The following is a 22,768-nucleotide window of genomic DNA, read 5'->3' as shown; positions in this document are numbered from 1 at the left end:
GATGACCCGGGAGGAAGCCCTTGCTTTTCTGCAAAAGTACCTTACCCATCGAAATCTCATAAAGCACAGCCTCGCCTGCGAGGCCATTATGGGACGCCTGGCCCAGGTTTTCGGCGAAGACAGGACGGAGTGGGCCATGGCGGGCCTTCTCCATGACATCGACTACGAGCTCACAAAAGGAGAGCCTAAAAAGCATGGCCTTCTCGGGGCACAGCTTCTTAAAGAAGCCGGATTTTCAGAGGCCATCGTCTTGGCCGTTCGTGCCCACAATGAGATGACGGGGTACCAGCCGGAAGGACGTATGGAAAAGGCGCTCTGGACTGTTGACCCAACAAGCGGTTTCATCGTTGCTTGTGTGCTCGTCCACCCCCAAAGGAGCATACGGGATGTGGACGTTGCCTTTTTGCTCTCCCGGTTTCGAGAGAAAAGCTTTGCCCGTGGGGCGAAACGGGAGCAGATACTTTCCTGTGAGGCTCTTGGTCTTTCTCTTGAGGAGTTTCTAAGTATTGCACTTGAGGCCATGCAGGAGCAGGCGGAGGCCCTGGAACTTTGACGTCTCCCCCCTCTTTGACGATCCCTGACGAATCTTGACAAATCCCCCGCAAGCTCGTATAATGCTCCCTGAAAAGTCAAAGAAGGTAAAAAGCGAGGTGATAACCATGGTGATTCCCCGGTTTGATCTCTGGCGAGACATTGCGGACCTTCAGGAGCGTGTGATGAGGCTTTTAGAAGAAAATTTTCCCGCTTACGAGCGCAAGAGGGAGGTATGGATTCCTCCGGCTGATGTCGTGGAGAACGAGAAAGAGATCGTGGTGTTCTTTGACCTTCCCGGGGTGGACCAGAAGGACGTTGAGATCAGTATTTCTGGCGATCAGGTTACGGTGAAAGGGGAACGCAAACCCCCTGATGGGGAGGCTCGCTTCCTCCGCCAGGAGAGGATTTACGGTCCTTTCTCTAGGACGTTTGCCCTTCGGGTTCCTGTGGACGTTGATCGAGTCACCGCAACCTACCGGAATGGCGTTCTGGAGGTTCGCCTTCCCAAGGTTGAGGAACAGAGGGCAAGACGGATTGTCATTCAGGAAAGCTGAGAGAGGGGGGAGAGTGGACCTCTCCCCCCTGGAGGTGACGGGACGTGGAGTTTAAAGACTACTATGCCATCCTTGGTGTCCCAAGAAATGCCGACGAAAAGGAAATCAAAAGGGCCTACCGGCGTCTTGCCCGAAAATACCATCCGGACCTCAACCCGGGAGACAAGGAAGCGGAGAGGAAGTTCAAGGAAATCAACGAGGCCTACGAGGTGCTGAGCGATCCCGAGAAACGGAAGCGCTACGATGAGCTCGGGGCAGCCTGGGCAACCTACGGCCACAGGGATACCGAGGCGTTCTGGCAGGACTTCTACCGCCGGTACGGTCAGTCGACGAGGACTTCCTCATCAGAGTTTACCACGGACTTTGAATTTGGAGATTTCAGCGATTTCTTCAAGATGTTCTTTGGAGACCTCCTGGGTGACCGCCTCCGTTCCCGAAGGGCGACGACCTTTCGTTTCTTTACGTCTCCCGAGGGTGGTTTCGCCACTACGGAGAGGGAAAGACGGGATATCATCCAGGATGTGGAGATTTCCTTCGAGGAGAGTTTCCAGGGTACTTCCCGGAATATCCGTGTGGAATATGAGGAAATCTGCTCTTCCTGTGGCGGAACAGGAGAGGAACGGAGGGGTGGGAGGTGCCGTGTCTGTGATGGAACGGGAGTGGAAAGAAAGAGCAAGACCGTCAGTGTGACCATTCCCGCAGGGGTGAGCGATGGAACGAAACTCCGGGTACCCGGGGTTGCAGGCGGGAGGGATCTGTATCTTCAGGTTCGAGTCCGACCCCACGCCTTCTTCAGGCGTGATGGGGACGACGTGCTCTTGGACCTTCCCCTGACTTTTCCTGAAGCAGCGCTGGGGACGGAGATTGAGGTTCCAACGCTTTCGGGGAAAGTTCGGATGAAGGTTCCCCCTGAGACACAGAACGGAACGGTATTCCGCCTTCGGGGCTTAGGGTTTCCGAAGCGGGGGAATGGTGGTCGGGGAGATCAGCTGGTGAAAGTTCATGTTGTGGTTCCCCAGGGGCTCACCGAGAGGGAGCGGGAACTCCTCCGGGAGTTTGCTGCACTTCGCAAGGAGAACCCAAGGAAACATCTCCTCAGTGCATGAGGAGGCGAAAGGCATGAGGAAAAAATTTCAGAGAGAGACGGAATACCTGACCATTGGGATTGTGGCAGAGATGACCCAGGTTCATCCCCAGACTCTGCGCTACTACGAGCGGGTGGGTCTCATCACGCCCAAGCGGGGTAGGGGAAATGTGCGTTTCTACACCCAAAGCGATGTCGAGAGAATTCGGCGTATCAAGGTGCTGACCCAGGATATGGGGGTGAATCTGGCGGGAGTGGAGATTATTTTGCGGTTGAGCGACCAGCTTGAAAGGCTCCGGCGTGAAAAGGAGGAGCTTGAACGGAAGAGGAAGGAGGAGAAAACCGATGCGGTTTGACCAGTTCACCGAAAAGGCCAAGGAGGCCATTGCTCTTGCGCAGGACCTACTCCTTGAGTACCATCACAATCAGCTCGATGTGGAGCATCTCCTTCTTGCGCTTTTGAAGCAACCTGATGGCCTGGCACCGCAGATCCTTGAACGATGTGGAGTCCATCCGCAGGTTCTGGAGCGGGAACTTGAGGAGGCCCTCGAGCGGTACCCCAAGATTTACTACCAGGGTTCCCAGGAGATGCAAATTTACATCACTCCCCGAGCGAAGTCGGTCCTCACTGGGGCAGAGGAGGAGGCCAAGCGCTTGAAGGACGAATACGTGGGGGTGGAGCATCTCCTCATCGCCATTGCGCGGGAGGAGACGGGCACAAGTTACCGTCTGCTTCGTGCCCATGGCATTGAGGTTGAGAAAATCTACCGGGCCCTCCGGGAAATCCGCGGACACCGACGGGTGGAAGATCCACACGCCGAGGGGAAATACATGGCCCTCGAGCGGTATGGAAGGGACCTCACGCAGCTTGCTAGAGAAGGGAAGCTCGACCCGGTCATCGGTCGGGAAGAGGAAATACGGCGGGTGATCCAGATTTTGAGCCGGAAGACCAAGAACAACCCTGTCCTCATTGGGGACCCGGGTGTTGGGAAAACCGCCATTGTCGAGGGTCTTGCCCAGAAGATCGTTCGGGGTGAGGTACCAGAGAGCCTCAAGAACAAACGGATTGTTGCTCTGGACATGGGGGCGCTGCTTGCCGGGGCAAAGTTTCGCGGGGAGTTTGAGGAGCGGCTGAAGGCAGTACTTGAGGAAGTTCAGAAGTCTGAGGGGAAGATCATCCTCTTCATCGACGAGCTCCATACGGTGGTGGGAGCAGGAGCGGCAGAAGGAGCCATTGATGCGGCCAATCTCTTAAAGCCTGCCCTGGCCAGAGGAGAACTCCGCTGTATCGGAGCAACGACGCTCGATGAGTACCGGAAATACATCGAGAAGGACCCGGCTCTGGAACGGCGATTCCAGCCGGTCTATGTCGGGGAACCAAGCGTTGAGGAAACCAAAGAAATTCTTCGGGGGCTGCGGGACCGGTATGAGGCCCACCATAAGGTGAAAATCAGCGATGAGGCGATCTGTGCTGCCTGCGAGCTGGCGAACAAATACATTACCGACCGATTCCTGCCGGACAAGGCCATTGACCTTATGGATGAGGCGGCCAGTAAAAAGCGGATTGAGCTGGAGAGCATTCCTCAGGAACTGCGTGAGATGGAGGAACGGCTGCAGCAACTGGCAAAAGAGGGCATGGCTGCGGTGCAGGCGCAGGAGTATGAGAAGGCTGCGCGTTTGAGGGATGAGGCTGAAGCACTCCAGAAGCGTTACCAGGAAGAGAAAGAGAAGTGGCTCAGGCAGAGATCGCTCAATGAAGTGGTTACCGAAGAGGACATTGCCCAGATCGTTTCAAGCTGGACCGGTATTCCGGTATCAAAGCTCCTTGAGGAGGAGCGCAAGAAACTCCTGAATATGGAGGAAGAACTCCACAAGAGAGTGGTGGACCAGGAAGAGGCGGTTCACGCGGTGGCAGAAGCCATTCGTCGTTCTCGGGCTGGTATATCCGAAGGACGGCGACCCATTGGCTCCTTCCTTTTCCTGGGTCCCACAGGAGTCGGGAAGACTGAACTGGCCAAGGCCCTGGCTGAGTTCCTGTTTGGTGACGAGGGAGCACTCCTGCGCCTTGATATGTCCGAGTACATGGAGAAACACGCCGTTTCCCGTCTCATTGGTGCTCCCCCGGGATATGTGGGATACGAGGAAGGAGGACAGCTCACGGAGGTTGTCCGGCGAAGACCCTACCAGGTTATTCTTTTCGACGAAGTGGAAAAAGCCCACCCCGACGTGTTCAACGTTTTCCTTCAGATTCTCGATGACGCTCGCCTGACCGATGGCCAGGGGAGAACGGTGGACTTTTCCAACACGGTGATCATCATGACCTCGAACCTGGGGAGCCAGTACTTCCGGGGCATTGACCCCGAGGACAAAGACGCAGTACGGAGGGTGAAAGAGCGGGTTCTCGAGGAAGTCCACCGGTACTTTAAGCCCGAGTTCATCAACCGTATTGATGAAATCATCGTCTTCCACCCCCTGACCAGGAAAGAAATCCAGGCCATTGTGGACCTTCTCATCTTGCGGCTTCGGAAACGTCTCAGAGAGCAGAATATGGATATCGTCCTCACCGATGAGGCGCGAGAGTACCTTGCCGAAAGAGGTTACGATCCGGATTTTGGGGCCCGTCCCCTGCGACGGCTCATCCAGCGGACCATCGAAAGCCCGCTTTCTGCAGAACTCATTCGGGGGACGTTCCAGCCTGGAGACACCATCGAGGTGTACGTGGAAGAGGGGGTCTTGAAGCTTCGTCGCCTTGAAGCGCGGACGACAATCGGTGTTTGAAGATTCGTGGGGGTGCCTGGATTGCTCCTTGTTGAGATGCGCTGTGCATTCGTTTATAATATTGAAAAACTTACGTTCCAGTGGGAGGAGAACTAAATGGCGCAGGTAGTGGCAGAGCACGGGTCGAGAGAACAGGAAGAACTTTTGGAGCAAGCTCTCGAGGAGTTTCGGGGAAAACCCGGAGTGCTCATCCAGGCCCTCCACAGAGCCCAGAACCTCATCGGGTATCTTCCTCCCTGGGTATTGAAGAAGGTCTCCCAGGTGCTCGACGTCCCCCTGAGTGAGGTCTACGGCGTGGTGACCTTCTACCACTTCTTTTCCATGAAGCCCAGAGGGAAGCACGTAATTCAGGTGTGTCTTGGAACAGCGTGCTACGTTCGGGGAGGGCAGGAGATCCTCGATCGCTTGCGGAAAGAACTCCAGGTGGAGATTGGAGGCGTTACGCAGGACGGTTTGTTCTCCCTTGAGGTCATGCGCTGTGCAGGAGCGTGTGGGCTGGCACCGGTCATGCGCGTCGATAACGATGTTCATAAACGGGTGAACCCGTCCCAGGTTATGGACATCCTCAAGGGTTACCAGTGAGGGATGAAAGAGCTCTCGCTCCATGTTCTCGACCTTGTGGAGAATGCTCTCCGGGCGGGGGCGCGAAAAATCACCATCTCCCTTCTCGAAGACTCGGCAAGGGACCTCCTGGAAATGGTCATTGAAGATGACGGAAGAGGGATGGATGAGAAAACACGGCAACAGGCCGTGGACCCCTTCTTCTCCACGAAAGGGAAGAGAGTTGGTCTGGGTCTCCCCCTTATTGCTCAGCTGAGCAAGCAGTGTGGGGGAAGCCTTGAGATTACCTCGGAAGAGGGCAAGGGAACCAGGGTGAAAGCAACTTTTCGCCGGAGCCATATCGATTTACCCCCTTTAGGGAACCTTGCGGAAACCCTCTTCGTCCTCCTTGTCTCTCATCCTGAGGTTGAATTCATCTTTTCCCATGAGGTGGATGGACACCGTTTTTCTTTCAATAGTAGTGAGGTTTTCAGAGCGCTGGGGACGGAAACCCCCGGAGGAGATCCTGTGCTCCTCTCTGCTCTGAGAGACTGGATTGCTCATCACGAAAACACCCTGAGGGAGGGACAGACAGATGAAGATTACAAGTCTTGAAGATTTAAAGAGGATTAAGGAAGAGGCCCAGAAAAGGGCACTCCTCCGGGAAGGGAAGGCGGAGTACAAAATCACGGTGCATATGGGCACATGCGGGATTGCCGCAGGGGCAAGACAGGTGATGGCTGCGATTCTTGACGAGATCGCAAAGCGGAACCTGACAAACGTCCTGGTGACCCAGGCAGGGTGTATTGGGCTCTGCGATCGTGAGCCCCTGGTGAGCATCGAGAAAGGAACAGAGCGTGTGCTCTACGGAGACCTCACTCCCGAGAAGGCCCGCCAGCTCGTAGCCTCACATATCGTCAACGGGCAAATCGTAGGGGACTGGGTCGTTCATACTGAACGCTGAAGCGAGGAGGCAGGCATATGGCCGGCGTTGAACGGAGCCAGATACTTCTCTGTGCAGGAGCAGCGTGCATTTCCTCAGGTGCCCTCCGGGTCAAAGAGGCCTTGCTTCGAGAGATGCAGAAAAACGGCCTGGAGGGAGAGGTGCGGCTGATTGAAACCGGTTGTGTTGGTCCGTGTAACCTTGGCCCTCTGGCCATCATCTACCCTGAAGGCGTGTTCTACCAGAAGCTCACTCCGGAGGACGCGCGTGAGATTGTTGAGGAACACCTCCTGAAGGGCCGGCTGGTGGAGCGACTCCTCTACCAGCCTCCCCAGGAAGAGCGCAAGAAGTTCCTTCGAGAAATCGCGTTCTTTGAGAAGCAGAAAAAGATTGCCCTTCGAAACTGTGGTCTCATCGATCCCCTCAACATCGAAGAGTACATCGCCCGGGATGGGTACCTTGCTCTGGCCAAGGTGCTCACCGAGATGACCCCTGAAGAGGTCATCGAGGTGGTGAAACGCTCAGGCCTTCGAGGTCGAGGAGGAGCAGGCTTCCCCACAGGGCTCAAGTGGGAATTCACCCGGAAGGCAAAGGGAGAGCCAAAGTACGTCATCTGCAACGCCGATGAAGGCGATCCGGGAGCATTTATGGACCGGAGTATCCTCGAGGGTGACCCCCACTCGGTACTCGAAGCCATGGCCATTGCGGGGTACGCCATAGGGGCGAACCAGGGATACGTCTATGTCCGGGCCGAATATCCCCTTGCGGTGGAACGTCTTGAACATGCTATCGAACAGGCAAGGGAATACGGTCTTCTAGGGAAGAACATCCTGGGGAGCGGTTTTTCGTTCGATGTGGAGATTCGTATTGGGGCAGGAGCCTTCGTCTGCGGAGAGGAGACGGCGCTCATTGCCTCCGTTGAGGGGAAGCGGGGCATACCCCGTCCCAAACCCCCCTTCCCCGCCCAGCAGGGTCTCTGGGGTAAGCCCACGGTGATCAACAACGTTGAGACCTATGCGAATATCCCGCCCATCATCCTCAACGGGCCTGAGTGGTTCCGAAGTATTGGCACGGAGGGCAGCAAGGGAACGAAGGTTTTCGCTTTAGCTGGGGACGTGGTGAACACCGGGCTTGTGGAGGTCCCCATGGGCATCACCCTGGGGGAGATCGTGTACGATCTCGGTGGAGGTATTCGGGATGGGAAAAAACTCAAGGCCGTCCAGATCGGTGGGCCCTCTGGAGGATGCATTCCGGTTGAGCACCTGAACGTACGGATCGACTATGACTCCCTGAAGGAACTCGGAGCCATCATGGGGTCCGGTGGGCTCATCGTGATGGACGAAGATACCTGTATGGTGGACCTTGCCCGCTTCTTCCTCGAGTTTGTTCAGGACGAGTCCTGCGGGAAGTGCACACCTTGCCGTATTGGGACCAAGAGGATGCTCGAGATTCTCGAGCGCATCGTGGCAGGAGAGGGGCAGGAGGGAGACATTGAGCTCCTTGAGGACCTTGCCGAGCAAATCAAATCCACGGCACTCTGTGGTCTGGGACAGACTGCTCCCAATCCTGTTCTCAGCACGTTGCGGTATTTCCGCGACGAGTACGAAGCGCACATCCGAGAAAAGCGCTGCCCCGCAGTTGTCTGTCGGGGGCTCTTCCGGGCTCCCTGCCAGCATGCCTGTCCTCTGGGGATTGACATTCCTGCCTACATTTCCCTGGTGAAGGATGGGGACTACATTGGGGCTCTCCAGGTCATTCGGGAGGACAACCCTCTCCCCTCGGTGTGCGGCAGAGTGTGTCACCGACCCTGTGAGTCGAAGTGTCGTCGGGGACAGCTTGATGAACCTGTGGCCATTGACGACATCAAGCGATTCGTTGCGGATTATGCCTGGAAGAACCGTATCGTTCTCCCGGTTGTCCTCGAGAAGAAACGCAATGCTTCTGTAGCCGTGGTTGGCTCTGGACCGGCAGGTCTTACCTGTGCCTACTACCTTGCCCGGCTTGGGTACGACGTCACTGTTTTCGAAGCTCTTCCTGTGGCGGGGGGTATGCTGGCGGCTGGTATTCCGGCGTACCGCCTTCCCAGAGAGGCCCTGGAGTACGACCTTGCCCAGATACGGGCGATGGGGGTTCGCATCCAGTGCAATACGGCTCTGGGTCGCGATGTTACTCTTTCCGAGCTTCGTGAGAAGTTCGACGCTGTTTTCCTCGGCATTGGAGCCTGGAAGAGCGTTCCTGTGGGTGTGCCTGGAGAGGAACTTGAGGGTGTCATTCCGGCTCTGGAGTTCCTGAAGGCAATCAACCTCGGTCAGGACGTTCCTCGACCAAAACGGGCAGTGGTTGTCGGAGGAGGAAACGCTGCCATGGATGCAGCACGAACACTCCTTCGTCTTGGAGCCGAGGTTCACGTTGCCTATCGCCGCACAAGGAGCGAGATGCCGGCCATCCCTGAAGAAATTGAAGATGCGGAGAAGGAAGGCGTCATTTTCCACTTCCTTGTGGCTCCTCTGGAAATTGTGGGAGAAAACGGTAGCGTTCGGGGAATTCGCTTCCAGAGAATGCGCCTTGGGGAATTCGACCGAAGCGGCCGGAGGCGACCTGTGCCGATTGAGGGTGCGGAGCTCTTCCTGGAGTGCGATCTCGTCATCAGTGCGGTGGGTCAGAAGCCGGACCTTTCAGGAATCGTGGAAGGCCTCGCTGTTGATGCGTGGGGAAACATCGCAGTGGATCGGTACACCCTTGCAACGTCTCTTGAGGGAGTCTTTGCGGGAGGAGACGCTGTCGGTCAGGAGGCAACGGTGGTGCATGCCATGGCGCTTGGAAAGAAAGCCGCATACGGCATTCACGATTACCTTCGCAGGAAACTCCAGGAAGAGGAGGGACTCGTTGTCCGTCCGGAGCGACCGAGAATCCTCGAGGAACCCCCGGTTGTGCAGGAGATTCCCCGGGTGCACCCGCCGGAGGTTCCCGTCACAGAGCGGGTCAAGGGGTTTGCAGAGGTGAAGCTTACCCTTGACGAGGATGCCGTGCGCCGTGAAGCAGGACGCTGCCTCCGGTGCGACCTTGAGAAGATCCTCAAGCGGTATCAGGAAGCACTGGTAGCAGAGGAGGGAAGTTGATGGACACACCTTTTGTGTATCAGGATGTTGAGGAGATTCTTTCACGGTACGAGAAAGAAGAAACGCCCCTGCTGTGCATTCTTGAGGACATCCAGGAGAAATGGGGGTACCTTCCCCGCGATGTTCTGGGATACGTTGCCAGGCGCCTGGGTATTCCCTCGAGCACCGTTTATGGAGTTGCGACCTTCTACGCCTTTCTTGAGGTCCGTCCGGTCGGGAAGTACGTCATCCGGGTGTGCAAGAGCACCCCGTGCCACGTGAGGGGAGCTACAAACGTCCTTGAGGCTCTCAAAAGAGAACTCGGTATCCGTGAGGGAGAAACGACCAGGGATGGAAGGTTCACACTGGAGGTCACAAGTTGCCTGGGAGTTTGTGGCGTTGCTCCGGCGATGATGGTCAACGATGTTACCTACGGGAACCTCACGGAGGAACGTATTCGGGAAATCCTGGCGCTTTATCGGGAGTGAGGGAGGTAGGTAGGGGGATGTTTTACCGCGCCCATGTCCTTGTAGAGATGACGAGTAGTTCGGTAGCCTTAGGAGCAGCTCAGGTAAAGGAGCAGTTTGAGCGGGAGATTGCCAGAGCCGGGCTTGGGAATGAGGTGAAGGTCCTTGAGACAGGGAGTTTCGGAGCTGCCCTCCCTTCTCCCTTTGTGGTGGTGTACCCGGATAACGTTATCTATGCCCCTGTGAATGTCCGGGATGTTCGGAGAATCGTTGAGGAACACCTCCTCAAAGGGAGAGTTGTGAGGGAACTTCTCTTTGCCGGCGAGCGGGGTGGTGGGGTCACCACCTTCGTCCCACCTTCTCCCCTGAAAAAAGAGAAACGGGTTGTCCTGCGCAATAGCGGTCTCATCGATCCCCTCAACATCGAAGAGTACATCGCCCGGGATGGGTACCTTGCTCTGGCCAAGGTGCTCACCGAGATGACCCCTGAAGAGGTCATCGAGGTGGTGAAACGCTCAGGCCTTCAGGGTCGAGGAGGAGCAGGCTTCCCCACAGGGCTCAAGTGGGAATTCACCCGGAAGGCGGAGGGGGAGGAGAAGTACATCGTATGCAACGCCGATGAAGGAGAGCCGGGGACCTTTAAGGACCGCCTGATTCTCGAGGGTGACCCCCACTCGGTGCTCGAAGCCATGGCCATTGCGGGGTACGCGGTGGGGGCAAACATGGGATACATCTATGTCCGGGCAGAGTACCCCCAGAGCATCAGGCACCTTGAAGTTGCCATCACCCAGGCCAAGGAACGGGGACTTCTTGGGGAGAGGATCCTCGGGACTTCCTTCTCCTTCGACGTGAAAATCCGGAGGGGGGCCGGTGCATACGTTTGTGGTGAAGAAACCGCACTGCTTGAATCCATTGAGGGCAAACGCGGGGAACCGCGCGTAAAGCCTCCCTATCCTCCTCAAAAAGGGCTGTGGGGAAAACCGACGGTCATCAACAACGTCGAAACCCTAGCCAACATTCCACCCATCATTCTCAACGGGCCTGACTGGTTCCGGAGTATTGGTACCCCAACCTGCCCCGGGACGAAGGTCTTCACCCTTACTGGAAACGTGAATAATCTCGGCCTTGTGGAGGTCCCCATGGGGATTACCCTGAGGGAGCTCGTTTTCGAGATTGGAGGAGGTATCCGGGGAGGGCATGGTCTCAAGCTCGTGCAGACTGGCGGTCCCTCGGGAGGGACGATGACGCCGGATCTCCTTGACGTTCCCATGGCCTTTGATACCTTGCCGCGATACAACTCGGCTTTGGGTTCCGGGGCCCTCACGGTTATCGACGATACCCACTGCATTGTGGACATCGTGAAGAACTTCGCCGAGTTTTTCCTCCACGAATCCTGCGGGAAATGCACTCCCTGCCGGGTGGGTGGGAAGCGCATTGTTGACATCCTTGAACGGATCAGTGCGGGAGCGGGATCACCGGAGGATCTGGAAAAGCTGCGTTACCTCGGTCAGCATATGAAGGCCACAGCCTTCTGTGGCCTCGGGCAGGCCGCTCCGAATCCTCTCCTGCGGTGTCTGGAGTTCTTCAGGGAAGAGTTTGAGGTCCACGTGCGGGAGAAGCGTTGTCCTCAGGGTGTCTGCACGATGAGACCAAAACCACAGCCGAAAAAAACTGTACGTGTGTGATGGGGGAGTGAACAGTCGATGGCCAAAACACTCAGAGAAGTTGCCGAGAAGGCCCAGGCGGTATCTCTTGTGACCATCACCATTGATGGTCGGGAAGTTCGGGTTCCCGAGGGAGTGACAATCCTTGAAGCGTGCCGCATGGAGGGCATGCACATTCCCACGCTGTGCTACCTTGAGGGTCTGAGTGCCTGGGGTGGTTGCCGTATCTGCGCGGTCGAGGTTGAAGGGCAACCTAATCTTGCTGCCTCATGCGTAACCCCGGTTCGAGAGGGGATGAAAATCTGGACCTCCTCGAAAAAGGTTCGGGAGGCTCGTAAGACAAACCTCGAGCTGCTCCTCTCCAACCATCCCCTGGATTGCCAGCTCTGTGACCGCAACGGTTCCTGTGAGTTGCAGGAACTGGCGTATCAGTTTGGGGTTCGGGAAATCCGTTTCCAGGGAGAGCGGAAGGTCTACGAGGTTGACCGGAGCAGTCCCTCGGTAAAAAGGGATCCGAACCGCTGTATTCTGTGCGGCCGCTGTGTGCGAACCTGCCGGGAGATTCAGACTGTCTGTGCCATTGATTTTGCCAATCGGGGATTTGATACTATCATCAGTCCCTCTCTGGGCTTACCCCTTGGGGAGAGCGTGTGCGTGAACTGTGGTCAGTGCATTCTTGCGTGTCCCACAGGGGCACTTTCTGAAGTGAGCCACGTGGAGATGGTCTGGGAAGCCATCAACGATCCGGGGAAATTCGTTATCCTCCAGACTGCTCCTGCAATTCGCGTCAGCATTGGTGAACCCTTTGGACTTCCTCCTGGAACCGTGACCACGGGGAAAATGGTTGCAGCCTTCCGTCGTCTTGGCTTTGACCGGGTGTTCGACACGAATTTTGCTGCGGACCTCACCATTATCGAAGAAGGCCATGAGTTCATCGCCCGCTTGAAGCAGGGTGGGAAACTTCCTCTCATCACCTCCTGTAGCCCTGGATGGATTAAGTTCATGGAGCATTTCTACCCCGAGCTTATGGAAAACGTTTCGACCTGTAAATCCCCCCAGCAGATGTTCGGTGCAATAGCGAAGACGTACTACGCGCAGAAGCTTGGCATTGATCCGAAAGACATGGTCGTTGTTTCCATCATGCCCTGCACGGCGAAGAAGTTCGAGTGCCAGCGTGATGAGATGTGTGCCAGCGGATTCCAGGACGTGGACTTCTCCCTCACCACCCGCGAGGCTGCGCGCATGCTGAAGGAGAAGGGTATCGACCTCAAGGAGATGCCCGAGGAGGACTTCGACGATCCCCTGGGCATATCGACCGGAGCTGCGGCGGTCTTTGGAGCTACCGGAGGAGTCATGGAGGCCGCTTTGCGTTCGGTGTACGAGATCCTCACGGGGAAGACCCTGGAGAAGCTCGACTTCTACAGCGTCCGGGGCATGGATGGGGTGAAGGAGGCTACGGTGAACGTTAACGGCATGGAAGTCCACGTGGCGGTTGCCCATGGTCTGGGGAACGCCCGGAAAGTCCTTGACCAGGTGAAGGCAGGTCGTTCCAAGTACCACTTTATCGAGATTATGGCCTGTCCTGGAGGATGCATCGGTGGTGGCGGACAGCCCATTCCTACAAACCTCGAAATCCGCATGAAGCGGATTGAAGCCATCTACCAGGTCGACCGGAGCCTGCCTTTAAGGAAATCCCATGAAAACCCGGCCATTAAGCGTCTCTATGAGGAATTCCTGGGTGAGCCCAACGGAGAAAAGGCCCACCATCTGCTCCACACGCACTATGTCCCGCGGGAGCGAATGTAGGTTCTTTCTGGCTCTTGATCCTGGGCGGGAGAAAGTGGGAGTGGCGGTTCTCACAGAGGATGGCAGTGTGGCCTTTCGGGGGGTTTTCCCCCTTGAAAGTGTACAGGAGGTGCTCTGGAAGCTCCATACGGAGTATGCCTTCGATACGGCCGTTTTAGGGGGGAGCACGGGCAGTACTCTGGTGCTCCCCCTCCTTGAGAGTCTGGGAGTGCTTGTTCACCGTGTGGATGAGCGAGGAAGCTCGGAGGAGGCCCGGAGACTGTATCTTCGGGAGTGCTTTGGGAGGGGATGGAGGCGTCTTCTGGCGTTCTTTGTGTCCCTCTGCTCTTCCCGGAGCCTTGACGACTGGCAGGCCGTGGTGATTGGCCGGCGATTCTTGAAAGGGTGCAGGGAATCCCATGAGCGAGGAAGAACGTTTCCGTGAGGACGTGGTCTGGCTTGCCCGTGAGGCTATTGCTCACTATTTGAGAACAGGAGAGTACCTCCCCGTTCCTGTGCACCTGCATCCCCGTCTCTACGAGGAGCGCCGGGGGGTTTTTGTCTCCCTGAAAAAAGGCAAGGCGCTCCGGGGGTGCATTGGCACCTATCTCCCCCAGTGTGCGAATCTCGCCGAAGAGATTATTCGGAATGCAGTGAGCGCCGCAATCCATGATCCCCGATTCCCCCCGGTGACGCTCCGGGAACTGGACGAACTCACCATCTCGGTCGATATTCTGAGTCCGCCTGAGATAGTGCAGGATTACCGTACCCTGGATCCCAAAAAGTACGGCGTCATTGTGGAGAGCGGATGGAAGAGGGGTCTGCTTTTGCCCGATATTGAGGGAGTTGAAACCGTGGAGGAGCAGATTCGTATCGCTTCGGCGAAGGCAGGCATTGCTCCTCGGGAGCCTGTGACCGTGTACCGTTTCACGGTTGAGCGGTACAAGGAGAGAAAATGAAAGAGGCGCGGTTTTTCCAGAAAGGCGAAGCGCAGGAGGTCCAGTGTGGCCTCTGTCCTCATCACTGCCGCCTCGATGAAGGGAAAACGGGGGTGTGCCGCGTTCGGAAGAACGTCCGTGGAACCCTCTACGCCCTCACCTATGGGAAGGTCACATCCATCGCCCTTGACCCCGTGGAGAAAAAGCCCCTGTACCACTTCTACCCCGGCCGGGACATCCTCTCTGTGGGGAGCGTAGGTTGCAACTTCCGATGTCCGTTTTGCCAGAACTGGCATATTTCCCAGGTAGGCCCGGAGGAGTACCCCCTCCATGATGTCACTCCAGAGGCGTTGCTCCATCTGGCGGAAGAAAAGGCGTCTCTGGGGATTTCCTTTACGTACAATGAACCTTTCATCTGGTGGGAATTCGTGTATGACGTGGCGGTGCTCTTTCATGACCGAGGCCTGAAAAATGTTCTTGTGACCAACGGCTACGTGGAGAGGGAACCTCTGCGGGAACTCCTGCCCTTCATTGACGCCATGAATATTGACCTGAAGGCTTTCGATGAGGACTTCTACCGCAGGTACTGTCAGGCGCATCTAGCTCCGGTGCTTGCGACGATTGAGCAGGCGCTTGAGGCTGGTGTTCATGTGGAGCTCACCCACCTTGTGGTGACCGGTCTCAATGACGACCTGGAGAAGTTTCGAAACCTCGTTGACTGGGTTGCCATCCTTTCTCCCCTTATCCCTCTCCATATTTCCCGGTATTTTCCGGCGTATAAACTCCCTCATCCGCCGACCTCCATTGCCTTTCTGGAGAGGGCGTTCCAGATTGCCCGGGAGAAGCTTCCCTTTGTGTACCTCGGTAACGTATGGGATGAAGCAAAGAACTCAACGTTCTGCCCTTCCTGCGGGAGCGTAGTGGTGGTCCGGCGGGGGTACAGCGTCCAGGTTGTGGGTCTTGATGGGTCACGATGTCGTTTCTGTGGAAACGATCTCCCCTTCGTGCTTTCGTAAGATGGACGCTCCCCCTCCTTGGAGGGGTGGCGTTATTTTTCCCTCTGTTCTTCCGTGATGCCTTTGTGCGGGAAACCTTCTTTGGCTTTGACACCTTTATCGAGGTTACCCTCCCGCGGCGACACGCCTTTCTCTTTCCCGAAATCGGTGATCTTGTCCGCCGTTATGACGCCCTCTGGAACCGTTTCTCTTCTCAGAGCCTTGTGCACCGGATCAACACCTCTTCCTCCTGGGTTCCCCTTGACGGAGAAACGTTTGACCTCCTGAAAGAGGCCTTTGCGCTTTCGCAGAAGACCCACGGTATGTTCTGCCCCCTTATTGGAGGACTTATGGATCTTTGGGGGTTCTCCCGAACTCCCCGCGTTCCTGAACCCTGGGAGATAGCAAGAGAACTCCGGGTGATTCGCGAGAGTACTATAATGTTTGATGAGCGAGAAAGAGCGGTCCTCCGGAGAGGGGAAGCCCAGCTTGACCTTGGGGGCATTGCCAAGGGGTATTTTGTGGACCTCCTTACTCGAGTACTCAGAGAACGGAACGTTGGGAGTTTCCTGATCAATGCGGGAGGAACGGTTGCTGGTCTGGGCAAGGTGTGGCAAGTGGGTGTTCTCCATCCCCGAAAGGCAGGACTTCTGGGGAGGATTGCCGTGAACGGACTCTGTGTGTCCACTTCGGCGGACACCTTTCGGTTCTTCGAGGTGGATGGACAGCGATACCACCATATTCTCAACCCCCGAAGCGGCTATCCAGGGTCGACGTTCGTCAGTGTAACCGTTGTTGCCTCGAGGGGAACGGTGGCCGACGTCCTTTCAACGGCCCTTATGGCCGGGAACGAATCCTTTCTCGCTCAGGTTCTCCAGGAATTTCCTGACGTTGCGGTTCTTGCGGTGCGGAGGGACGGAGAGGTCTTCCTTTCTCCAAAGATGCAGGAAATCTTTGAGGGTGACCGTGAACCGTAAAGCGGTGTTCTTCCTTGTGCTTTTTTTTGGTGTTCTCCAGACCATGGTGTTCCTTGCCCATTCCCCAGGAGGAAGGGAAGTCCGGGCAATCCGCGTTCTTGCCCTTCCCCTGTATCGGGGTGAGCTCGCCGTGTACCGGGTATTCCATTCCTTTTCGCAGCTTCTCCGGGAAAAGGAAACCCTCCTTGCCGAGAACGAACGCCTGAAAAGGGAACTCGGTATGCTTCAGAGCGAGAACGTCCTTCTGCGGGAAGAAGTGGAACGCCTCCGGATGGAAATCGAGGCAGCACAGATTGAACGGCACCTCTCCTTCGAAGTCGTACCGGCTCAGGTCATTGGTCGGGATCCCTACGACTGGCTCGGGAGCATAGTCATTGACCGGGGGAGAGAGGATGGGGTGACCGAGGGCCTTGCCGTTGTGACGTACCAGGGTATGGTGGGGCGAGTGGAACAGACCTATCCCCGCTATGCCGAGGTTCGTATGCTCCTGAGTCCTTCTTTCGCTTTAGGGGTTCTTGTGCAGCGGACAAGAGACTTGGGTGTCCTTGTTGGGGATGGAAGAGGACTGTGCCTTGTCAAGTACATCTCCCGGACTTCTCAGGTCGAAGAGGGGGATCTGGTCATCACTTCAGGTCTTGGAGGAAAGATCCCTCGAGGCGTGGTGGTGGGGAAGGTTCGCGAAGTACGGGAGCGGAGTGGCGACCTCTTTAAAGAGGTTGTGGTGGAACCAGCCTGTGACTTTTCAGCTTTGGGGAAAGTGTTCGTTATCCGATGACTGTCTGGGACGACGTCTTTGTGAGTTCTTTTGCAGTGCTTCTTCAGCTTCTGTGTATTTCCTTCTTTGCCCTGGGGTTCCCTCCTCTGTACTATATTAACGTCCTCATTCCCGTAGGGGTACTGTTCCTCCTTACAGGGGAACGTTTCTTCTTTCGCCTTGCTCTGCTCTTTGGTATGGCCTTTCTGCTTGAGGTCTTTTCCTTTGCTCCCTTTGGTTTGTGGTTTTTCCGGATTGCCATGCTCCTGGGAAGTGCCCTCCTCTGGATGGAGATTTTCTCCCGGGGTCTGGTATCCCTCACGGTGTTCATTGTGACGTACCCCCTTCTGGAACTCCTTCTAGAACGCCTGGTGCTCCCCATCGCAGGCTCTGGCACTCTTCCTTTTTTGGGGATGCTTTTTGGGAAGCTCATGAGCGCTGTCGCCGGGGTCTTTCTCCTTTCCCTCTGGCTGGGCTGGAGGGACCACCATGTGGAATGAGCGGATGGAGGAGAGGATTCGCCAGAGAGTAGCAGCGGCACTCTGGATGGGGATTGCCCTTTTTGTTGTTCTCTCGGTCCGGCTCTGGTATCTTTCGGTTCTGCGGGGAGAATGGTTTCGAGAGCGATCGGAGCGGAACAGAGTTCGGGTTGTCTTTCTTGAAACCCTCCGGGGGAATATCTACGATCGCCATGGCGTTTGCCTTGCAGAGGACATTCCCCGATTCCGCCTCGTTTTCCTCGTGGGAAGCAGTGACGAGGAACTCGTCATGAAACGGGTTCGGGAAGTTTTGGGAAGAGACATCGCCTTTTCCCTTCGCGAACGTGCTCCGGGAGAGCTTGTGCTCCTTGAAGACCTTTCTCTTGAGGATGTGGTGAAAATCGAGGAGAACTCGGAACATCTCCCTGGGGTCCTCGTTGAGGCATACCCTGCTCGAAAGTACAGAGACGGGGAAGTTGCGGCCTCGCTCCTTGGGTATGTGGGGAAGGTGAGCCCTGAGGAATTGAAGGCCCTTGGCAAGATGGGGTACCGGAACGAGGACCGGATAGGGAAGAGCGGCGTGGAGTCCTTCTACGAGAGCCTCCTTCGGGGTGAGGAAGGGTACCGGCGCGTTGAGGTTGACGCCCTGGGAAGGGTTGTGCAGGTTCTCGATTTCCGGTCTCCCCGTTTCCGGTATTCCCTGCAGCTCACCCTTGATTGGGAACTCCAGAGAGCCTGCTACGAGGCTTTGGGAAGGCGAAACGGTGTGGTGCTTGTGGGGGATCCGGCAACTGGAGAAATCCTCGCGTTTGTGAGTAAACCAAGTTTTGACCCCAACCTCTTCAGCCGAGGCCTGAGTCTTAAGGAGTGGCTGGACCTCCTTGAGCAAAAATCCAACCCCCTTCTGGCCCGTCCTACTCAGGCGTTGTATCCTCCTGGTTCGCTTTTGAAGATTCTCATCGCCCTTGCAGCTTTGGAGGAACAGGTGGTAACTCCACGGGAATCGTTTTTTTGCCCTGGCTACCTGGAGTACGGGAACCGGAAGTACCTCTGCTGGAAAAGGGGAGGTCACGGAAGGGTGACCTTTGAAGAGGCCATTGCTGAATCGTGCAATGTGGTCTTCTACACTCTGGGATTACGGCTGGGTCCGGAGCGGATTGCCCGCTATGCGAGGATGTTTGGTTTTGGGCAGGATGCTCACCTCGACCTCCCGGGGGTGAAGACCGGCCTTTTCCCCACGCCTGAGTGGAAACGGGAGGCCCTGAAAGAGGCATGGTATCCGGGAGACACCATGAACCTCTCCATCGGTCAGGGGTATCTCCTCGTTACCCCTCTTGAAATGTACCTCCTCCTTTGCGCAGTGGCCAACCGGGGAAAGGTTTACGACCCCCACGTGCTCTGGAGGGTCCTTGATGAAGATGGAAGGGTCGTAAAAGAGGTGAAACCCTACCTCAGAAGGACTATTGCGCTTCGTTCCCAAACCTGGGATACTGTTATTCGGGGTATGGAGAAGGTCGTGACCCAGGGAACGGGGTTTAACTGCCGGGGGTTACCGGTGAAACTTGCAGCCAAAACTGGTACAGCCCAGAACCCTCATGGGAAGGAGCATTCCTGGTTTGGGGGGTTCTTCCCCTCCGATCGTCCGAAGTTTGTTTTCCTTGTGCTTGTTGAGCATGGGGGAGACGGCAGCGGTGAGGCTACCCTGGTGGCGCGAAAGGTCATTGAATGGATTCTTCAGAATCGGGGAGCATGATGCGGCGGGAACACTTCTTCGTGCTCGTGACTTTATGTTTGTGCGCCCTGGGCGTTGTTGCCGTGTACAGCGTTGACCCGCTGAGGGATGAGGGGTTTGGGCCAAAGAGCTTTTTTGGAAGACAGATTCTCTGGAATGCCGTGGGATGGGCACTCTTTCTTCTCTTCCGTTTTTCCGATTTCCAGTGGCTTTTCCGGCGAAGCTGGTTGTGGTATCTCCTTTCGGTGCTTTCGCTGGGAGCGGTGCTTGTTTTCGGGGAGAGCGACGAGACGGGGGCAAGACGGTGGCTCTTTTCGCGGTCGGTCCAGCCTTCGGAGTTCGCTAAGCTCGCTCTGCTCTTCTTTTTGAGCTCGTATCTGAGCACCAACCGGGATGAACTGGACTTCTGGAGCCTTCTGGTCAAAAGCGCGTTCTTCGTTGCCGTTCCCACGCTTCTCGTTTTCCTGCAACCGGATCTTGGAACGGCCCTGGTGCTTGGGGTGTTATGGTTTGGGGCGCTCTTTCTCGGGGGATGGCACAGGCGGAAACTCGGTCTTCTCCTTGGTCTTGTTGCCGGTCTTTCGCCCCTTTCCTGGTTCATCATGAAAGAGTACCAGAGGAAACGGATTCTTGCTTTCCTCGATCCCTGGCAGGACCCCCTGGGGAGTGGGTACAACGTCGTGCAATCCCAGATTGCCATTGGTTCTGGGGGGTTTCTGGGTCAGGGATGGCTTTCGGGGAAACAGACCCAGCTTCGGTTTTTACCTGCCCGGTACACCGACTTCATCTTTGCCGCTTTCTGCGAGCAGTTCGGTTTTGTCGGGGGCATGGTTCTTTTGACCCTTTTCATCCTCTTTTTCTGGATTGTTCTTGAGGCGGCGCAGCGAGTAGGAAATCTGGAGGAACGGTTTTTCGCCTCCCTTTTCGGCATTCTTTTCCTCTTTCAGGTTGGTATCAACGTGGGGATGAACCTCGGGATTGCCCCGGTGACGGGTATTCCCCTCCCCTTTGTGAGCTATGGAGGGAGTTCGCTCCTTGTCCACCTTGCAGGCGCTGGAATGATTGCCCGCCTGATCTGGAGAACGGAACAGGAGGAAAGAGAACGATGGATATAGAGCGTCGGCTTTTCTATGACACGACGCTCCTTTCGGTGGAGCGACCCGGGAGGTATCTGGGGCGAGAATGGAATGTTACCGTCAAGCCTGAGCAGGATATCCGGTACACGGTGGCTTTGGCCTTTCCCGATGTGTATGAGGTGGGAATGTCCCATCTTGGGCTTCGCATTCTCTATGGGCTACTGAACGCCCTGCCTGGAGTTCAGGCGGAAAGAGTATTCGTTCCCTGGCCTGATATGGGGAGGAAGATGAAGGAGATGGGCATTCCCCTATTTTCTCTTGAGCGGAAAAAACCGGTGGCTTCCTTTGACCTTCTGGGCATCAGCCTGCAGCACGAGCTGAGCTATACCAGTGTCCTGTACCTCCTCGACCTTGCGAGGATACCGTTGCGCCAGAGCGAGCGGGATGAACGATTCCCCCTGGTTCTTGGAGGAGGACCATGCGCGGTGAATCCGGAACCCCTTGCGCCTTTCTTCGACGCGTTTTTCATCGGAGAAGCGGAGGAGGTCCTGGGAGATATCGTTATGGCCCTTGTAGAGATGAAAGGGCAGAGGAAGGACGTTCTCCTTGAAGAACTCTCCCGTTTCCCCGGGGTTTACGTCCCCTCGCTTCCCCCAAGGCAACCCGTTCGGCGCCAGGTTGTGAAGGACCTCGAGCATGCCTTTTTCCCCTCGAAGACGGTGGTCCCCTATGTTGAAATCATCCACGACCGTGTGGCTGTGGAAATTGCCAGGGGATGCACACGGGGATGTCGCTTCTGTCAGGCAGGCATGATTTATCGGCCGAAGCGAGAGCGGACGCCCGAGCGGGTAATTGAGCTTGCCCTGGAACTCCTTCGAAGCAGCGGCTACGGGGAGGTTTCGCTCCTCTCTCTGAGTAGCAGCGACTACTCACGGATCGAGGAGCTCGTGGAAGAGCTTTCTCGTCTTCTTGAACCGTACCGGGTTAACGTTTCCTTACCGTCTCTTCGCATGGACACTTTCAGTGTGCGCCTTGCGCAGAGCCTGCGGAGGGTCCGGAAGAGTACCCTGACTTTCGCACCCGAGGCAGGAACCGAGAGGTTGCGGAACATCATCAACAAAGGATTGCAGGATGAGGAAATCCTCAAGGCTGCGGAGAGTGCCTTTTCCGCGTCGTGGCAGGAGATCAAACTGTACTTTATGATTGGGCTACCCTTTGAGGAAGAGGAGGATATCCGGGGAATCGGTCGCCTCGTTGGGGAAATCCTCAGGGTTGGAAAGAGTCTGAAAAAGAACGCAAGGGTCCACCTGAGTATTGCGGCCTTTGTCCCGAAGCCCCACACGCCTTTCCAGTGGGTTCCTCAGGATCGCAAAGAAGCGCTTGAGGAAAAGATTCGCCTCTTGAGGGACTTCTTCCGGCCTTTACGGTCCCAGGTCCGTTACCACTGGTCTTCCTTTGAGATGAGCCAGATTGAAGCTCTGCTTGCCCGGGGGGACCGCAGGCTCGCCAACGTGCTTTTGCGGGTGTACTACAAAGGGGGGGTTCTCGAGGGATGGCAGGAACACTTCTTGATGCAGCGGTGGGGGGAGTCGCTTGAGGAGGAGGGTCTTGACCTTTCCTGGTATCTCTACCGAAGCCGATCCTTCAGCGAGGTTTTCCCCTGGGAACACATATCCTGTGGGGTGAGTAAAGCTTTTCTCTGGGAAGAGTACCAGAGGGCGCGCCAGGGTCTCCCCAGTCCCCCGTGCGCGCTGAAAAACTGCACACGGTGCGGGGTGTGTGGCAGTGGAGAAGTTTCGCTATCGGATACAGCATTGTAAACTTGCTCCATTCCATCTTCTGGCCCATCTTGACGTGTATCGGACGTGGGAACGGGTTTTCCGCCGTGCGGCGATACCGGTGCTGTACTCCCAGGGCTTTAACCCTCGTCCACTCTTCTCCTTTCCTTTTGCCACTCCTTTGGGGGTTGAGAGTAAAGCGGAGTGTTTTGAGGTGTTCTGTGGAGAGCCACTCCCGCCCTGGGAACTTCAAGAGCGGCTGAATCGGGAAGTCCCTGAGGAACTGGCTGTGATGCGGGTCCAGGCCCTTGCGTCCTTTGATCCCCCGGTGCAGAGGATTCTCCGGGGCATTGTGTACACCTTCTTTTTCCCTGCATTCTGGAGTCCCAAAGAAGAGTGGACACTCCCTGAGGACATCACGGTATGCTCTTTGGAGGGGTCCTCTCCTGTGGTATCATTTCTCTTTAAGGGGGAGAAGGTGCTGTGGAATCCCCTGAAGCTTGCTGCTTTCCTTGAGACGAATTCTGGCTGTCCTTTTCCCAGAAGAATCGTGAGGGAAAAGCTACTTCTTTGGGAAAGGAATGGAGGATGA

22 protein-coding genes are annotated in these 22,768 nt (G+C 56.2%); all 22 read left to right on the top strand.

Annotation, left to right across the window (positions count from 1 at the left end):
* The first annotated feature begins 1 nt into the window (after window position 1).
* The 22 genes from ACP6EK_RS08800 to ACP6EK_RS08695 all read left to right on the top strand — a co-directional run bounded on the left by ACP6EK_RS08800 (window position 2) and on the right by ACP6EK_RS08695 (window position 22,768).
* Window positions 2-553 (top strand): HDIG domain-containing metalloprotein, encoded by a 552-nt coding sequence (locus ACP6EK_RS08800; RefSeq protein WP_438315457.1) that lies wholly within the window; start codon window positions 2-4, stop codon window positions 551-553.
* 106 nt (window positions 554-659) lie between these two features.
* Complete coding sequence (locus tag ACP6EK_RS08795; protein ID WP_438315455.1) at window positions 660-1,088, top strand: Hsp20/alpha crystallin family protein; 429 nt, start codon at window positions 660-662, stop codon at window positions 1,086-1,088.
* Window positions 1,089-1,132: 44 nt separating this feature from the next.
* A complete protein-coding gene (locus ACP6EK_RS08790; RefSeq protein WP_438315452.1) occupies window positions 1,133-2,194 on the top strand; it encodes a DnaJ C-terminal domain-containing protein in 1,062 nt (353 codons plus the stop codon).
* Between the two features lie 13 nt (window positions 2,195-2,207).
* Window positions 2,208-2,528: a heat shock protein transcriptional repressor HspR gene (locus tag ACP6EK_RS08785; protein WP_438315449.1), complete on the top strand. Its 321-nt coding sequence runs from the start codon at window positions 2,208-2,210 to the stop codon at window positions 2,526-2,528.
* The gene (locus tag ACP6EK_RS08780; RefSeq protein ID WP_438315446.1) at window positions 2,518-4,950 is read left to right on the top strand and encodes an ATP-dependent Clp protease ATP-binding subunit; all 2,433 of its coding nucleotides are present in this window, start codon (window positions 2,518-2,520) and stop codon (window positions 4,948-4,950) included. Before ACP6EK_RS08785 ends, ACP6EK_RS08780 begins: the two co-directional genes overlap by 11 nt.
* A 96-nt stretch (window positions 4,951-5,046) precedes the next feature.
* Window positions 5,047-5,532: an NADH-quinone oxidoreductase subunit NuoE family protein gene (locus ACP6EK_RS08775; RefSeq protein WP_438315443.1), complete on the top strand. Its 486-nt coding sequence runs from the start codon at window positions 5,047-5,049 to the stop codon at window positions 5,530-5,532.
* 3 nt (window positions 5,533-5,535) lie between these two features.
* Window positions 5,536-6,105 (top strand): ATP-binding protein, encoded by a 570-nt coding sequence (locus ACP6EK_RS08770; protein ID WP_438315441.1) that lies wholly within the window; start codon window positions 5,536-5,538, stop codon window positions 6,103-6,105.
* Window positions 6,086-6,454, top strand: coding sequence for an NAD(P)H-dependent oxidoreductase subunit E (locus tag ACP6EK_RS08765; protein WP_017872373.1), 369 nt, complete (start codon window positions 6,086-6,088; stop codon window positions 6,452-6,454). The genes ACP6EK_RS08770 and ACP6EK_RS08765 overlap by 20 nt, the downstream gene beginning before the upstream one ends.
* A 17-nt stretch (window positions 6,455-6,471) precedes the next feature.
* Window positions 6,472-9,552, top strand: coding sequence for an NADH-quinone oxidoreductase subunit NuoF (gene nuoF / locus ACP6EK_RS08760; RefSeq protein WP_438315439.1), 3,081 nt, complete (start codon window positions 6,472-6,474; stop codon window positions 9,550-9,552).
* Window positions 9,552-10,019 (top strand): NADH-quinone oxidoreductase subunit NuoE, encoded by a 468-nt coding sequence (gene nuoE, locus ACP6EK_RS08755; RefSeq protein ID WP_438315437.1) that lies wholly within the window; start codon window positions 9,552-9,554, stop codon window positions 10,017-10,019. The genes nuoF (ACP6EK_RS08760) and nuoE overlap by 1 nt, the downstream gene beginning before the upstream one ends.
* Window positions 10,020-10,036: 17 nt before the next feature.
* Window positions 10,037-11,683 (top strand): NADH-quinone oxidoreductase subunit NuoF, encoded by a 1,647-nt coding sequence (nuoF, locus tag ACP6EK_RS08750; protein ID WP_438315434.1) that lies wholly within the window; start codon window positions 10,037-10,039, stop codon window positions 11,681-11,683.
* Between the two features lie 18 nt (window positions 11,684-11,701).
* Window positions 11,702-13,468, top strand: coding sequence for an NADH-dependent [FeFe] hydrogenase, group A6 (locus ACP6EK_RS08745; RefSeq protein WP_438315431.1), 1,767 nt, complete (start codon window positions 11,702-11,704; stop codon window positions 13,466-13,468).
* Between the two features lie 40 nt (window positions 13,469-13,508).
* On the top strand, window positions 13,509-13,892 hold the full coding sequence (locus ACP6EK_RS08740; RefSeq protein ID WP_438315428.1) for a hypothetical protein: 384 nt from the start codon (window positions 13,509-13,511) through the stop codon (window positions 13,890-13,892).
* The gene (gene amrA / locus ACP6EK_RS08735) at window positions 13,867-14,406 is read left to right on the top strand and encodes an AmmeMemoRadiSam system protein A (RefSeq protein ID WP_438315425.1); all 540 of its coding nucleotides are present in this window, start codon (window positions 13,867-13,869) and stop codon (window positions 14,404-14,406) included. Before ACP6EK_RS08740 ends, amrA begins: the two co-directional genes overlap by 26 nt.
* Window positions 14,403-15,401 carry an AmmeMemoRadiSam system radical SAM enzyme gene (gene amrS, locus ACP6EK_RS08730; RefSeq protein WP_438315423.1) on the top strand — a complete coding sequence of 333 codons (999 nt, stop codon included), beginning with the start codon at window positions 14,403-14,405 and terminating at the stop codon, window positions 15,399-15,401. The genes amrA and amrS overlap by 4 nt, the downstream gene beginning before the upstream one ends.
* Before the next feature lie 26 nt (window positions 15,402-15,427).
* Window positions 15,428-16,357 (top strand): FAD:protein FMN transferase, encoded by a 930-nt coding sequence (locus ACP6EK_RS08725; RefSeq protein WP_438315420.1) that lies wholly within the window; start codon window positions 15,428-15,430, stop codon window positions 16,355-16,357.
* Window positions 16,347-17,132 carry a rod shape-determining protein MreC gene (gene mreC, locus ACP6EK_RS08720; RefSeq protein ID WP_438315417.1) on the top strand — a complete coding sequence of 262 codons (786 nt, stop codon included), beginning with the start codon at window positions 16,347-16,349 and terminating at the stop codon, window positions 17,130-17,132. The genes ACP6EK_RS08725 and mreC overlap by 11 nt, the downstream gene beginning before the upstream one ends.
* Entirely contained in the window at window positions 17,129-17,611 is a 483-nt protein-coding gene (locus tag ACP6EK_RS08715) for a hypothetical protein (protein WP_438315415.1), read from the top strand. Before mreC ends, ACP6EK_RS08715 begins: the two co-directional genes overlap by 4 nt.
* Window positions 17,601-19,343 (top strand): penicillin-binding protein 2, encoded by a 1,743-nt coding sequence (mrdA, locus tag ACP6EK_RS08710; protein ID WP_438315413.1) that lies wholly within the window; start codon window positions 17,601-17,603, stop codon window positions 19,341-19,343. Before ACP6EK_RS08715 ends, mrdA begins: the two co-directional genes overlap by 11 nt.
* On the top strand, window positions 19,340-20,437 hold the full coding sequence (gene rodA / locus ACP6EK_RS08705) for a rod shape-determining protein RodA (RefSeq protein WP_438315410.1): 1,098 nt from the start codon (window positions 19,340-19,342) through the stop codon (window positions 20,435-20,437). Before mrdA ends, rodA begins: the two co-directional genes overlap by 4 nt.
* On the top strand, window positions 20,428-22,218 hold the full coding sequence (locus tag ACP6EK_RS08700; RefSeq protein ID WP_438315407.1) for a TIGR03960 family B12-binding radical SAM protein: 1,791 nt from the start codon (window positions 20,428-20,430) through the stop codon (window positions 22,216-22,218). Before rodA ends, ACP6EK_RS08700 begins: the two co-directional genes overlap by 10 nt.
* Window positions 22,184-22,768: a TIGR03936 family radical SAM-associated protein gene (locus tag ACP6EK_RS08695; protein ID WP_438315404.1), complete on the top strand. Its 585-nt coding sequence runs from the start codon at window positions 22,184-22,186 to the stop codon at window positions 22,766-22,768. The genes ACP6EK_RS08700 and ACP6EK_RS08695 overlap by 35 nt, the downstream gene beginning before the upstream one ends.

It is taken from the genome of Candidatus Caldatribacterium sp. SIUC1, from assembly GCF_051549785.1.
In the GTDB taxonomy this organism is placed as follows: Bacteria; Atribacterota; Atribacteria; order Atribacterales; family Caldatribacteriaceae; genus Caldatribacterium.
The sequence above is the reverse complement of the archived record's forward strand: the minus strand, read 5'-3'. Positions and strand labels throughout refer to the sequence as shown.